The 13,538-nt window shown below is 70.9% G+C and carries 11 protein-coding genes; 3 read left to right on the top strand and 8 right to left on the bottom strand.

Annotated features, from left to right (window positions below; all coding sequences use genetic code 11):
- Nucleotides 1-2: 2 nt before the first annotated feature.
- The 3 genes from HNR22_RS03065 to metH all read right to left on the bottom strand — a co-directional run bounded on the left by HNR22_RS03065 (nucleotide 3) and on the right by metH (nucleotide 4,819).
- Entirely contained in the window at nucleotides 3-689 is a 687-nt protein-coding gene (locus tag HNR22_RS03065; protein WP_179778977.1) for a Type 1 glutamine amidotransferase-like domain-containing protein, read from the bottom strand.
- A gap of 223 nt (nucleotides 690-912) precedes the next feature.
- Nucleotides 913-1,239 (bottom strand): zinc finger domain-containing protein, encoded by a 327-nt coding sequence (locus HNR22_RS03060; RefSeq protein WP_179778976.1) that lies wholly within the window; start codon nucleotides 1,237-1,239, stop codon nucleotides 913-915.
- A gap of 79 nt (nucleotides 1,240-1,318) precedes the next feature.
- On the bottom strand, nucleotides 1,319-4,819 hold the full coding sequence (metH, locus tag HNR22_RS03055; protein WP_218907027.1) for a methionine synthase: 3,501 nt from the start codon (nucleotides 4,817-4,819) through the stop codon (nucleotides 1,319-1,321).
- 277 nt (nucleotides 4,820-5,096) lie between these two features.
- Here metH and HNR22_RS03050 point away from each other — a divergent pair, with 277 nt between their 5' ends.
- Both HNR22_RS03050 and HNR22_RS03045 read left to right on the top strand, forming a co-directional pair.
- A complete protein-coding gene (locus HNR22_RS03050) occupies nucleotides 5,097-5,966 on the top strand; it encodes a PAC2 family protein (RefSeq protein WP_030332815.1) in 870 nt (289 codons plus the stop codon).
- Between the two features lie 123 nt (nucleotides 5,967-6,089).
- Nucleotides 6,090-6,881, top strand: coding sequence for a UTRA domain-containing protein (locus tag HNR22_RS03045; RefSeq protein WP_179778974.1), 792 nt, complete (start codon nucleotides 6,090-6,092; stop codon nucleotides 6,879-6,881).
- Nucleotides 6,882-7,407: 526 nt separating this feature from the next.
- On the opposite strand, the gene mshC is transcribed toward HNR22_RS03045, so the two are convergent.
- The 4 genes from mshC to HNR22_RS03025 all read right to left on the bottom strand — a co-directional run bounded on the left by mshC (nucleotide 7,408) and on the right by HNR22_RS03025 (nucleotide 10,950).
- Complete coding sequence (gene mshC, locus HNR22_RS03040; protein WP_179778973.1) at nucleotides 7,408-8,646, bottom strand: cysteine--1-D-myo-inosityl 2-amino-2-deoxy-alpha-D-glucopyranoside ligase; 1,239 nt, start codon at nucleotides 8,644-8,646, stop codon at nucleotides 7,408-7,410.
- A 66-nt stretch (nucleotides 8,647-8,712) separates the two neighbouring features.
- On the bottom strand, nucleotides 8,713-9,531 hold the full coding sequence (locus tag HNR22_RS03035; RefSeq protein ID WP_179778972.1) for an SCO1664 family protein: 819 nt from the start codon (nucleotides 9,529-9,531) through the stop codon (nucleotides 8,713-8,715).
- Nucleotides 9,528-10,112, bottom strand: a complete 585-nt coding sequence (locus HNR22_RS03030; protein ID WP_179778971.1) for a DUF3090 domain-containing protein — start codon at nucleotides 10,110-10,112, stop codon at nucleotides 9,528-9,530. The genes HNR22_RS03035 and HNR22_RS03030 overlap by 4 nt, the downstream gene beginning before the upstream one ends.
- A 115-nt stretch (nucleotides 10,113-10,227) precedes the next feature.
- Nucleotides 10,228-10,950 carry an MSMEG_4193 family putative phosphomutase gene (locus HNR22_RS03025; RefSeq protein WP_179778970.1) on the bottom strand — a complete coding sequence of 241 codons (723 nt, stop codon included), beginning with the start codon at nucleotides 10,948-10,950 and terminating at the stop codon, nucleotides 10,228-10,230.
- Nucleotides 10,951-11,109: 159 nt separating this feature from the next.
- Here HNR22_RS03025 and HNR22_RS03020 point away from each other — a divergent pair, with 159 nt between their 5' ends.
- Complete coding sequence (locus tag HNR22_RS03020; RefSeq protein ID WP_179778969.1) at nucleotides 11,110-11,838, top strand: YoaK family protein; 729 nt, start codon at nucleotides 11,110-11,112, stop codon at nucleotides 11,836-11,838.
- Nucleotides 11,839-11,863: 25 nt separating this feature from the next.
- On the opposite strand, the gene HNR22_RS03015 is transcribed toward HNR22_RS03020, so the two are convergent.
- The gene (locus HNR22_RS03015; RefSeq protein WP_343059656.1) at nucleotides 11,864-13,525 is read right to left on the bottom strand and encodes an ammonium transporter; all 1,662 of its coding nucleotides are present in this window, start codon (nucleotides 13,523-13,525) and stop codon (nucleotides 11,864-11,866) included.
- Nucleotides 13,526-13,538: the final 13 nt, after the last annotated feature.

Genomic DNA, 13,538 nt, shown 5'->3' with positions numbered 1-13,538 from the left:
GGTCAGGGGTTGATCAGTCTCCAGTCGCCTTCGGAGATGACCTCAACCGTGCCATCGACCACCTTGATGGCGGTGTTGTCGTCGATGGCGTAAGTCGGGACCGGGATTCCGGACGCCCATTTCTGGATGTTGGACAGCTCGGTGTCCTCCATCTCCGGATGATTGAGGTGGGGGTACAGCGTGAAGTCCACCAGCCCCAGCGCCCGATCGGCGTCCTGCGCCATGTCACTGCCGTCAGGGACGAACTCAAGGTCGAATTCGGCGTCGCAGTTGTACGGGGTGACCGCGATGCTCCCGGCGCTGACCCCCACATAAACCGTGTCGTCCAACGACGGCAGGAGGTCGGCCAGGCCCGACTGGCGCAGCCAGTAGGTCAGGTACAGCACATCGCCGCCCCAGACGAGGAGGGCATCGGCCTCCCGGACCGCCGGGACCCAGTTCTCTTCTCGAATGGTCGGCAGCGCGGTGAGTTCCAACATCCCCAGGGACTTCCAGCCGAGCTGGGACAGCGGGATCGAAGCCTGACCGTGGACCGCCTTCCATGCCCTCTCAGCTCCACCGGGGAAGGGGTAGACCGCGGTGGGGATGAACAGGGCCGTGGATTCGGCGACCGGCTTGCCCAGCAGGTCGACGAGCGCGTCGGAGATGCTCGGGTTACAGATGCCCGACGACGTGAGAAGGAACTTCATGGAATCCGCTCTCCTGAAGCCACCACATGACGGCGATCATGTTGTCCATTAAGGCCAGCGTCCCGGCTCGCTGAGCCGAGCGACACACCGCTGGATCATCCGCTGACGGCCGTCCAACCGTCAACTGCCTACGCCCGCAGCACTCCGCGAGCTACACGGCACGAGAGCATGCCTCGGCGGCAACTCGGTCCTCGAGACACGGTCCGGGTCCGGCCAGGCGACGTCAGCGAAGTGGATGGGGAAAGGGGACTTCTCCCCTCAGCGCCTTCTCGGCCAACTCCGTCCGCTCCGCGTGAAGAATGTTGTCCTGCAGAGGGTGCCTGGGCGCGTTGACACATCGCTGGCCTGGCAAGACCTCACACACAGGGCATTCCAGGAAGAGCCCACTCGACGGCACCAGCTCGACGCCTTGGGCCAGCGCAGCCCTGCCGATCTTGACGATCGAGTGGTACAAGCCAGGATCCTGATGCCGGGCGGCGGCAGCAGCCACCTCCCGCATCCCTTCCCAGAACCGTTCGGCAGCCCTTGGCTCCTCCACGTTGATGCGCACGCCTGCGCCTGCCCGCAACCAGGCCGACGAAACCTCAGCATGGTCCCGGCTTGTTCACACCACAGCTCTCAGCCGCCCGTTACTTGGCGTTGAAGTAGCTGGCCTCCGGGTGGTGGACCACGATCGCGTCGGTGGCCTGCTCCGGCATCAGCTGGAACTCCTCGGACAGCTCGACCCCGATCCGCTCCGATCCGAGAAGGTCCACGATCTTCGCCCGGTCCTCCAGGTCAGGGCAGGCCGGGTAGCCGAACGCGTACCGGCAGCCCCGGTAGTCGTTTCGCAGCAGACCGGCCAGGTCCGTTGGGTCGTCGTGGCCCAGCGGACGGCCGTCGGGCAGGGTCATCTCGGCCCGGATGCGCCGGTGCCAGTACTCCGCGAGCGCCTCGGTGAGCTGCACGGACAGGCCGTGCACCTCCAGGTAGTCGCGGTACTCGTTGCGGGCGAACAGCTTCGCCGCGTACTCGCTGACCGGCTGGCCGACGGTGACCAGTTGCAACGCGACCACATCGAGCTGGTCGCCCTTGGGCTTGAAGAAGTCCGCTAGGCAGAGCCGCCGCTCCTGGCGCTGCCGGGGGAACGAGAACCGGGCGCGCTCCGCGTGCCCGTTCTCGTCGAGCACCACCAGGTCATTGCCTTCGGAGTACGCGGGGAAGTAGCCGTACACCACGGCTGCCTCCAGCACCTGGTCGGCGATCAACCGGTCCAGCCAGTAACGCAGACGCGGCCGGCCCTCGGTCTCCACCAGCTCGTCATAGGACGGACCGTTGCCGCCTCGGGCACCGTTCAGCCCCCACTGCCCACGGAAGGTGGCCCGCTCGTCGAGCAGCGCCGCGTAGTCGGCCATCGGCACGCCCTTGATCACCCGCGTGCCGAAGAACGGCGGGGTGGGCACGGCCACGTCCATGGCCACGTCGGAGCGGGTCGAGGAGTCGTGCAGCTCGGGCAGGGACTCGCTGACCATGGACCGTTGCCGTTCCCGGCGGGCCCGCCGCGCCGCGAGCGCCGCTTCCCGCTCCGGGTCGATCACCGGCGCGCCACCACGCTTGGCGGTCATCACCTTGTCCATCAGGGACAGCCCCTCGAAGGCGTCCCGGGCGTAGTGCACCTGCCCGGGGAACATCGACCGCAGGTCGTCCTCGACGTACGCGCGGGTCAGCGCCGCCCCACCCAGCAGGACGGGCCAGCGCTCCGCGACCCCGCGCGTGGCCATCTCGGCGAGATTTTCCTTCATGATGACAGTGCTCTTGACCAGCAGCCCGGACATGCCGATCGCGTCGGCGCGGTGCTGCTCGGCGGCGTCCAGGATGGCGCTGATCGGCTGCTTGATGCCGATGTTCACCACCTCGTAGCCGTTGTTGGACAGGATGATGTCGACCAGGTTCTTACCGATGTCGTGCACGTCGCCGCGCACGGTGGCGAGCACGATGCGGCCCTTGCCGCCGTCCTCCGCGGTCTCCATGTGTGGCTCCAGGTACGCCACGGCGGTCTTCATCACCTCGGCGGACTGGAGCACGAACGGCAGTTGCATCTGGCCGGAGCCGAACAGCTCCCCGACGACCTTCATGCCGTCCAGCAGGATGTCGTTGATGATCGACAGCGGGGTGCGGCCGCCGGCCATCGCCTCGTCCAGGTCGGCCTCCAGGCCGTTGCGCTCACCGTCGATGATCCGCCGCTTGAGCCGCTCGTCCAGCGGCAGCGCCGCCAACTCCTGCGCCCGGCTGGCCCGGGCGCTGGTCACGTCGACACCCTCGAAGAGCTCCAGGAACCGCTGCACCGGGTCGTACCCCTCGCGGCGCCGGTCGTACACCAGGTCCAGGGCGACCTCGCGCTGCTCGTCCGGGATCTTCGACATCGGCAGGATCTTGCTGGCGTGCACGATCGCCGACGTCAGGCCGGCCTGCACGCACTCGTGCAGGAACACCGAGTTGAGCACCTGCCGGGCCGCCGGGTTGAGGCCGAACGAGATGTTCGAGATGCCCAGCGTGAAGTTGACCCCCGGGTAGCGGCGGGCGATCTCCCGGATCGCCTCAATCGTCTCCAGGCCGTCGCGGCGGGTCTCCTCCTGGCCGGTGGCGATCGGGAAGGTCAGCGCGTCGATCAGGATGTCCGAGCGGTCCAGGCCCCACCGACCGGTCAGGTCGTCGATCAGCCGCGCCGCGACCCGGACCTTCCACTCCTGGGTACGCGCCTGCCCCTCCTCGTCGATGAGCAGCGCCACCACCGCGGCGCCGTGCTCGCGGACGATCGGCATCACCCGCGCGTACCGGGAGTCGGGGCCGTCGCCGTCCTCGAAGTTCACCGAGTTGACCACGCACCGGCCGCCGAGCATCTCCAGGCCGGCCTCGACGACTGCCGGCTCGGTGGAGTCCAGCATGATCGGCAGCGTCGACGCGGTGGCGAACCGACCAGCCAGCTCTCGCATGTCCTGGGTGCCGTCGCGGCCCACGTAGTCCACGCACAGGTCGAGCAGGTGCGAGCCGTCGCGGGCCTGACTGCGGGCGATCTCCACACAGGCCCGCCAGTCGCCGGCGAGCATCGCCTCCCGGAACGCCTTGGACCCGTTGGCGTTGGTCCGCTCCCCCACCATCAGCACCGACGCGTCCTGGGCGAACGGCACCGGGTGGTAGACCGAGGAGACACCCGCCTCGTGCCGGGGCTCGCGCGCCGGAGCGGTGGCGCCGTGCAGCCGCTCGGACAACACCCGGATGTGCTCCGGGGTGGTGCCGCAGCAGCCGCCGATCAGCCCTACCCCGTACTCGGTGATGAACCGCTCCAGGGCCTCGGCCAGCTCCACGGGAGTCAGCGGGAAGTACGCCCCATCGGCCGTCAGCACCGGCAGGCCGGCATTCGGCATCACCGACAACGGGACGCGGGAGTGCTGCGACAGGTAGCGCAGGTGCTCGCTCATCTCCGCCGGGCCGGTCGAGCAGTTGAGGCCGATGATGTCCACGCCGAGCGGCTCGATGGCCGCGAGGGCCGCGCCGATCTCGCTGCCCACCAGCATGGTGCCGGTGGTCTCCATCGCCACGTGACAGATGATCGGCACCTGCTGGCCCAGCTCGATCATCGCCCGCTTCGACCCGACCACCGCCGCCTTGACCTGGAGCAGATCCTGGGAGGTCTCGATGATCAGGGCGTCCGCGCCGCCGACGATCAGACCGGCGGCGTTCTCCTGGTACGCGTCGCGCAGGGTCGCGTAGTCGGCGTGCCCGAGGGTGGGCAGCTTCGTGCCCGGCCCGATCGAGCCCAGCACGAATCGGGGCCGCTGCGCGGTGCTCGCCGCGTCGGCGGCCTCCCGGGCGATGCGGGCGCCGGCCTCGGACAACTCCCGGATGCGATGCGGGATGTCGTACTCGCCGAGATTGGCCAGGTTGGCGCCGAAGGTGTTGGTCTCCACGCAGTCCGCGCCCGCGGCCAGGTAGGCGTCGTGCACCCCACGCACCACATCCGGCCGGGTGACGTTGAGGATCTCGTTGCACCCCTCGAGGCCGTCGAAGTCGTCGAGCGTGAGGTCAGCGGCATGCAACATCGTGCCCATCGCCCCGTCGGCGATGAGAATCCGGTCGGCCAGCACATCCATCAACGAAGTCCGCACCCGTTCAGGTTAGTGCCGTCCCTGCCACACCCAACGGCCCTCGGCACCCGATCCCATATTGTGTCAGCGGGATCACCCTGTCTGGTTCGTTCGTGTATGACCGGTCGTCGGTTCGGTGGACCGGCGCGGCCGACGGGCCGCATCCCTGCCCGGCACGTAGGCTGGCGGACGTGAAGGACAACAGGGACGCCGCTGTGCCACACGGTATGACGACCGGGCGCGATCCCGGCGCCGACCGCGACGAGCAGGGTGAGGTGACGGCGTGACCGAGTTCGACGGACTGCCGGTGCTGCGGTCCCCGGTGGCCATCGCCGCCTTCGAGGGCTGGAACGACGCCGCCGACGCGTCCACCGCGGCCGTCGAGCACCTGGAGCAGGTCTGGAACGCGCGGCAGATCGCCGAGCTGGACCCGGAGGACTTCTACGACTTCCAGGTCAGCCGGCCCACCATCACCATGGCCGACGGGGAGACCCGCCGGGTGGAGTGGCCGACGACCCGGTTCATGGTGGCCAGCCCGGAGGGCACCGACCGCGACGTGGTGCTGATCCGTGGTATCGAGCCGAGCATGCGCTGGCGGACCTTCTGCGAGCAGGTGCTGGAGATCTGCCACAGCCTCGAGGTGGAACGGGTGGTGCTGCTCGGCGCGCTGCTGGCCGATGTTCCCTACACTCGGCCGCTGCCGATCAGCGGCAGCGCCTCCGACGCGCAGGCCGCCGAGCGCTACCAGCTCACCCCCACCCGCTACGACGGGCCGACCGGCATCGTCGGTGTGCTGCACGACGCCTGCACCCGCGCCGAGGTGGACGCCGTGTCGTTCTGGGTGCACGTGCCGCACTACGCCAACAACCCGCCCTGCCCCAAGGCCACCCTCGCCCTGCTGCACCGGGTCGAGGAGGTCGTCGACCTGCCGGTGCCGATGGCCGACCTGGCCGAGGAGTCCGCCGAGTGGGAGCAGCGGGTGCGTAGCGCCGCCGAGCAGGACGCCGAGCTGGGCGAATACGTTCGTGAGCTGGAAGAACGGGTCGGCGACGAGGGCATCACCCCGTTGACCGGCGACGAGATCGCCCAGGAGTTCGAGAAGTACCTGCGCCGACGGGGCGGTTCAGCCGGCCCGACCGCCGGCTCCTGGTAGCACTGTTCGCTGCGGGCCCTCGGACCTCCTCTGGTCCGGGGGCCCGTTTTTGGCGTGTCCGGGGTGGCGCCGTCACACCCGCTAGGGCATCCTAGGAACCTAGATGTGATCAAGGAGGCGGGTGTGCAGATCAATCCCGGGGCCGCCGAGTTCCCGCACCGACAGATTGCCACGCAGCTCAAGGCCCAGGTCCGCCGCGGCGACTGGGGACCCGGCGAGCGACTGCCGTCCATCCCGGCCATCGCCGAGATGTTCGGCGTCGCCAAGCAGACCGTGCAACGCGCCGTCGACCAGCTGCGGGTCGAGGGCATCCTGATCACCAAACCCGGCTCCGGTACGTACGTCCGGGGCACCCGCCGCCGACTCAACCGACTCTCCCGAGGGCGGTACGGCGGCTTCCGCGGCTACCACACCGACCTGGCCGCCCGGTACCGCCAACAACTCGTCTCCGTCGGCCACTCCCCCGCCCCCGCTGAGGTCGCCGACGCGTTCGGGGTGCCCGACGGCACCAACCTGCTCTGCCGGCGACACCTCGTCCGCACCGACGACTCCCCCGTCGAGGTGGGCGCCTCCTGGTTCCTGCCCCGCGACACCGCCGGCACCTCGCTGGAGCGCACCGAGGCGTTCGGCCGCCCCCTCTACCAGGAGGCGGAGGAGGCCACCGGGCGGCGGTACGTCTCGGCCACCGACACGATCAGCGCCCGCCAGCCCAGCCGGGAGGAGGCCGAGACGCTCCAGATCCGGCCGGACACCCCGGTGCTGCACCTGCTGCACGTCGCGTACGACGCGCACCACAAGCCGATCGAGGTGGCCCAGGCCACCTGGCCCGGCCCGATGACCACCCTGACCGAGGAATACAAGATCCCCGCCCCGACCCCCGACCCGGAACCCGACCCCGGCCTGGTCCTGGGCTGACCCTGCCCTGCCCTGCCCTGCCCGCACCCATCCCGTCGATCATGAGGTTGACGGGTCCCGCAGAGATCGAACCGCCCGTCAACCTCATGATCGACGGGGGGTGTCGCGGTGATCGACTCGGGTTGCAGGAAATCGGCGCATCACACCGGCCCCGACACCGCGACTTCCTGAAAGCCGAGTCGATCACGCCCGCCACCGCACGGGCGGCACGGAGCGTCGCCGTCGAGGTGGTCGACGGGGGTGTCGCGGTGATCGACTCGGGTTGCAGGAAATCGGGGCATCACACCGGCCCGGACACCGCGACTTCCTGAAAGCCGAGTCGATCACGCCCGCCACCGCACGGGCGGCACGGAGCGTCGCCGCGGAAGTGGTCGACGGGGGTGTCGCGGTGATCGACTCGGGTTGCAGGAAATCGGGGCATCACACCAGCCCCGACACCGCGACTTCCTGAAAACCGAGTCGATCACGACCGCCACAGCGAGGCACGCGCGGCGCTACGGAGCGTGCCGTCCGCCGGGAGACGTGCTCAGAGGCGGATGCCCAGGAGGGCGTCCACCGTGTTCGCGAAGAGGGCGGGCGCTTCGGCGTCATCCGTGGCGCCGGCGAGGGTCGCCTCAGCCCAGCGGTCGGCGACCGCCAGGGCACCAGGGGTGTCGAGGTCGTCGGCCAGGCGCTCGCGTACGCCGGCCAGCAGCTCGGCCCCGGACGGCCCGGCCGGCGCGGCGGCGGCCCGCCGCCAGCGGTCCAGGCGCTCCTGGGCGGCCGTGAGCAGCTCGTCGGTCCAGGTGCGGTCGCTGCGGTAGTGCCCGGAGATCAACGCCAGCCGGATCGCCATCGGGTCGACCTTGTCGGCGCGCAGCCGGGACACGAAGACCAGGTTGCCGCGGGACTTGGACATCTTCTCGCCGTCCAGGCCGATCATCCCGGCGTGCACGTAGTGCTCGGCGAACGGCGCCTGGCCGGTGAGTCGCTCGGCGTGCGCGGCGGACGCCTCGTGGTGCGGGAACAGCAGGTCGTTGCCGCCACCCTGGACGTCGATCCGGTCACCGAGCAGGTTCAGCGCGATGACCGCGCACTCGATGTGCCATCCCGGCCGGCCCGGGCCCAGCTCCCCGCCCGGCCAGGACGGCTCCCCCTCGCGGGCGCCACGCCACAGCAGCGGGTCCAGTGGGTCGCGCTTGCCGGCGCGGTCGGGGTCACCACCGCGCTCCGGGAAGATCTCCAGCATCTGCTCCCGGGTCAGGTTCGACTCGTAGCCGAACCGACCTGTGGCGGAGATGTCGAAGTAGACGTCGCCGGTGCCGTCGTCGAGGCGGTACGCGGCGCCGTCCTTGACCAGCACCTCGACCTTGTCGGCGATGTCCGGGATGGACTCGACCGCCCCCACGTAGTGCTCCGGCGGGATGATCCGCAGAGCCTCCATGTCCTCGCGGAACAGCGCCGTCTCCCGCATCGCCAGGACCACCCAGTCCTCGCCGTCGCGGGTGGCCCGCTCCAGCAGCGGGTCGTCGATGTCGGTGACGTTCTGCACATAGCGCACCGGGCGGCCGGCGTCCCGCCACATCCGCTGCACCAGGTCGAACGTGATCATGGTGGCGGCGTGACCGAGGTGGGTGGCGTCGTACGGGGTGATGCCGCAGACGTACATGCTTCCCGCGTCGGCCGGTTCGCTGGGGTGGACACCCTGCCGCGCCGAGTCGTACAGCGCCAACGGCTCGCCCCTGCCCGGCAGCCGTGGCACCTCGTGTCCCGCCCAAGACTCCATGGGATCAGCCTAGCCAGCCCGACGACGAGGTCGGAGCGCCTCACGGGTGATCAAGATGACAACGCGTCACATGGGTGGCCAGGGGATCGCCGGCCAGTCCTCCGGTGGCTGTGGGAAGCGGCCGGTCTCGCGCAACCGGTCGATCCGGGAGGCCACCTCGGTCACCTCGCTGATGGTGAGGTGGTCGGCCAACTCCGCGCCGAGCGCGCCGGCGATCTGCCCGGCGAGCCCGTCGAGCATCTCCACGGCGTCCGTGGGCAGCTGCTTGCCGGCCCAACCCCAGAGCACCGTACGCAGCTTGTCCTCCACGTGGAAGCTCACCCCGTGGTCCACGCCGTAGATCCGGTCGTCGGCCCCGACCAGCACGTGAGCGCCCTTGCGGTCCGCGTTGTTGATCACCGCGTCGAGCACCGCGAGGCGGGCCAGCCGTGGGTCGTCGGCGTGCGCGAGGGCGTACGCGGCGCCGTCGTCGTCACGGGCCGCGGCGATCGGGAACCAGCGGGGTGGCAGCTCCCCGGCCGGCAGGAACCCGACCAGCGGCTCGGCGTCCTCCGGCTCGTCGATCCACAGCTGGCAGGAGCCGGGGCCGAACGGGCCGTCGCGCAGCACGGTGGGCGGCACCAGGTCCCAACCGGTCGCCCGAGAGACCAGGTACGCCGAGACCTCCCGGCCGGCCAGGGTGCCGTCGGGGAAGTCCCAGAGTGGGCGCTCGCCCCGGACCGGTTTGTAGACGCAGCGGGCGGTGACCCCCTCCAGGGTCAGGATGCCGCGCAGCGTCGTGTTGGACGCGTCGACCAGCCGACCTTCCAGGTCGAGCACGCCGTCACGCAGCAGCCGCAGCGCGGCGTCGCCGTCCTGGCGAGGCTGGAGGCCGGACGAGGTCACCGGTGGTAACCGTTGTGCCGCGGGCACAGGTGCCCGGCGGGGTCCAACGGTTGGCCGCAGAGCGGGCACGGCGGCCGGCCCGCGTTGACCACTCGCCGGGCCCGCTCGATGAACTGGCGGGTCGCCTGCGGGGTGAGCCGGACCCGGAGGCGGTCCAGATCCTCGTCCGGCTCGTCGTCCTCGTCGTCGTCTTCGTCCTCGTCGTCCTCGTCGCCCAGCTCGACCTCGGGCTCCACCTCGCCCGCGGCGATCGCCTCGATCACCACGGTCGCGGTGTCCACGTCGAAGGCCAGCCCGAGGGTCCCGACCCGGAACTCCTCGTCGACCGGAGTGTCCAGTGGCTCGTTGTCGCCGATCACCGGCGCCAGCTCGGGAAGGTCCACCCCGAAGCGACGCTGTGCCTCGGTGAGCAGCTCCTCCAGCTTCTCGGCGAGCAGGGACACCTGGACCTTCTCCAGCGCGACGCTGACCAGCCGGCCGCCGCCGCGAGCCTGCAGGAAGAACGTGCGCTCCCCCGGCGGCCCGACAGTCCCGGCGACGAACCGCTCCGGCGGTTCGAAGGCGTGCACCTGGTGGGTCATACCCACGACCCTATCCGGCCCGCCATGGCACCGCGCACCCCACCGACCCGAATCACCGTGCTCCCCGCCACGCCCGGCGCACCGGCCCGTGCACCCGGGCGTGGCGCACGCCGGCTCACCGGCCGGCCCCCGCGCCGCCGCCCACCGGGGCATCGGAGTCGGCAGCGCTCGTCGCGGCCCGCGCCGCCCGGCGGCGCTTGCGTGGTGGCGGCGCCAGTGCGGCCAGGTCGCCCCCGGTGTCGTTGAGTCGCAGCAGGAACGGCCGCAGCGGGGTGTACCGGATCGCCGTCACCGACGCCGGGTCGGCAACGATCCGCTGAAAAAGATCAAGGTGTACGCCGAGCGCGTCGGCCACGATCGCCTTGATCACGTCGCCGTGGCTGCACGCCAGCCAGACCGCCTCCGGGCCGTGCTCGGCCGTGATCCGCGCATCCCATTGGCGCACCGCCGCGACCGCCCGTGCGGCCATCGCCGCCATCGCCTCACCCTGCGGGAAGACCGCGGCGCTGGGGTGCTGCTGGACCACCGGCCAGAGCGACTCCTTCGCCAGCTTCTTGAGTGGCTGCCCCTCCCAGGCTCCGTAGCCGCACTCGATCAACCCCTCCTCCACGAGCGGGTCGGCGTCGGGCAGCGCGAGCTCCAGGGTCTGCCGGCACCGGATGAGCGGGCTGGTCACCACCGCGGCGAGCGGCACCGACCGCAGCCGCTCACCGACCGCGGCCGCCTGGGCCCGGCCCGTCTCGTCCAGCTCGACCGGCTGGCGGCCGGCCAGGCCGCCGTCGGCGTTCGCGGTCGTCCGGCCGTGTCGCAGAAGCAGAAGGGTCGCCACGGAGACCACCCTATGACCTGCGTCCGACCGGCAGCGTCGCCCTCCGGCCCGCCCGTGTCCGCGTCGCCCGGTGGGATCGGACGCGAAACGGATCGAGCCGCCGCTTTGGCGGTAAAATACCGGATGCCCGGGTTGTCCGGGCCCTCTGTCCGGAGGGTGTGAAACGCGATGGGCGACCCGACACCCGCGCGGCCCTCGACCACCTCGGACCCGCAGGACGTGTACGGGGAGTTCCGGCGCCCGCTCCTGGTCCTCGCCCTCACCACCGGCATCGCCGGCTTCGTGGACGCCTTCGCCTTCCTGCGCTACGGAGCGTTCGTGGCCAACCAGTCGGGCAACGCCGTTCTCCTGGGCATCGGCCTGGCCGGACGACATGCCGCCTGGCCCGAATCCGCGGCCTCACTGATCGCGTTCGCCGCCGGGACGGGCGTGGTCTCACAGGTACGCGCGGCACGGAGCCGGTGGTCGCCGTCCTTCCGGGGGCTCGCCTGCGCCGTGGTCACGCTGGCGCTCTGGGCGGTGCTCAACGTCCTGCTCCACCACGGCCGCCAGGGCGGGCTGCCGCGGATCGCGCTCGCGGCCGCGGGTGGCTTCGCCATGGGCGCGCTGGCGACCCTGTTCGTCCGCACGGCCGGGATCAGCACCGCCATCACCTACCAGTCGGGCACGGTGGCGAAGATCGGCGAACGCGTCGGGCGTTGGCTGGCCGGCCCGGACGTCCGCCGGAAACGGGCCCGGCAGGGCACCTTCCTCGGGCTCCTGGCACTGATCTGCTACGCCACGGGGGGCGGCCTCGGAACGGTGGCGCAGCAACAACCGCTCTGGGTGCCGGCCTGGGGAACGCTCGCCCTGTCCACAGTGTCGTTCCTTGTCCGTTCCCGCCGGTCGAAGAGGTGACCGGGGCCCGCCGACGTGCACCAGCTCAGCGGACGTCCGTCGCGAGCTGGACGTCCTGCACGAAGCACTCCGAGCGCTCGGCGCCGTAACGACCCAGCACGTCCAGCACGGCGGACACCGCCTCGCGTTCCACCACGACCTCGACCCGGGCGCGACCGACGAGGTCCTGGTCCTGCCAGTAGCCCCGGGGCAGCGAACGGGCGGTCGGTTCGGCGGTGGAGACCGTGGCGTCGAAGAGCACGATGGAGGTGGCTCCCGCACCGACCAGGGCGTCCCGTAGCTCCCGGGTGGTCGGCAGCAGCGTCGGGTTGACCGTCGCGGTGACCAGCCGGGCGTTCTGGACCGGCCGGGCGGGCCGTTCGGCGCCGCGTTCCCGTCCGGGTTCGCGCCGGCGCTGCGGTGCGCCCGTGCCGTTGAGGCCCGCCACGCCCCCCAGGTGGTACGCGTCGGCGTCCTGCTGGGCGTGGTCGAGGTTGTCCTGCTCGTCGGCGGGGGCACGGAGCCCGAGGACGGCCTGCACGGCGGCGGCGATCGCCCAACTGAGCACGAAGGAGAAGGCCACCACGGCGACCACGCCGACGATCTGGTGCCAGAGCAGGGATCCGCCGCCGCCGAAGAGGAGACCGTCCTTGCCGAGCGGGTTGACGCCGCTGTCGCCGAAGAAGCCGACCAGCAGCGAGCCGAGCATGCCGCCGACGAAGTGGACCGCGAGGACGTCCAGGGCGTCGTCGAGCCGGAGCAGATACTTCAACCGCAACGCGAAGTGGCAGACGATTCCGGCGATCGCTCCGATGGCGATGGCGGAGAGCGTGTTGACGTACCCGGCGGCGGGGGTGACCGTCGCGAGCCCCGCGACGGCGCCCGAGACGCCGCCCACGACGGTGCTGTGGCCGTCCTTCAGACGCTCCGCCACCAGCCAGACGAGCATGCCGGCGGCGGCCGCGAGATGGGTGTTGATCAGCGCCTGGGCGGCGAGCCCGTTGGCCTGGAGCCCGTCCCCGCCGTTGAAGCCGAACCATCCGAACCAGAGGATTCCCGCCCCGAGGATGCTCAGCGGGATGGAGTTGGGCGGGGAGGCGGTCTTCGGCCAGCCTCGGCGGCGTCCGACGACGAGCAGGGTGCCGAGCACCGCCGCTCCCGCGGAAGCGTGGACCACCATGCCACCGGCCCAGTCCTGGGTGCCGAACCGGGCCAGCCAGCCGTCGGGGTGCCAGAGCCAGTGCGCGATCGGCGCGTAGACCAATATGGACCAGATCGCCAGGAACGCCACCCAGCCGGCGAACCTCAGCCGGCCCGCGGTGGCGCCGGTGATGAGCGCGGGGGTGATCACCGCGAACATCATCTGGTACGCGACGAACGCCAGGGTCGGGATGGTCACCTGGCCGGTGACCACGTGCAGGTGGGGCGCGGGCGGGACCCGCAGATCGTTGAGCCCGAAGAGTTCGAGGTTGCCGAAGAGGCCGGTGCCGGCGTCGTCGCCGAAGGCGATGGTGTAGCCGACCAGCACCCAGGTCAGGCTGACGACCCCCAACGCGACCATGTTCTGCTGCAACATCGCGAGCACGTTGCGGGTGCGGACCATTCCACCGTAGAAGACGGCCAGGCCCGGGGTCATGAACAACACGAGGCCGGCGCAAACCAGCACCCAGGCGGTGTCGCCCGAGTTCACCGCGTCCTGAGCGAGCACGGAAGCTCACCTC

The organism is Micromonospora jinlongensis, from assembly GCF_013410645.1.
GTDB classification, from domain to species: Bacteria; Actinomycetota; Actinomycetes; order Mycobacteriales; family Micromonosporaceae; genus Micromonospora; species Micromonospora zamorensis.
This window is presented reverse-complemented; position numbering and strand designations above follow the sequence as displayed.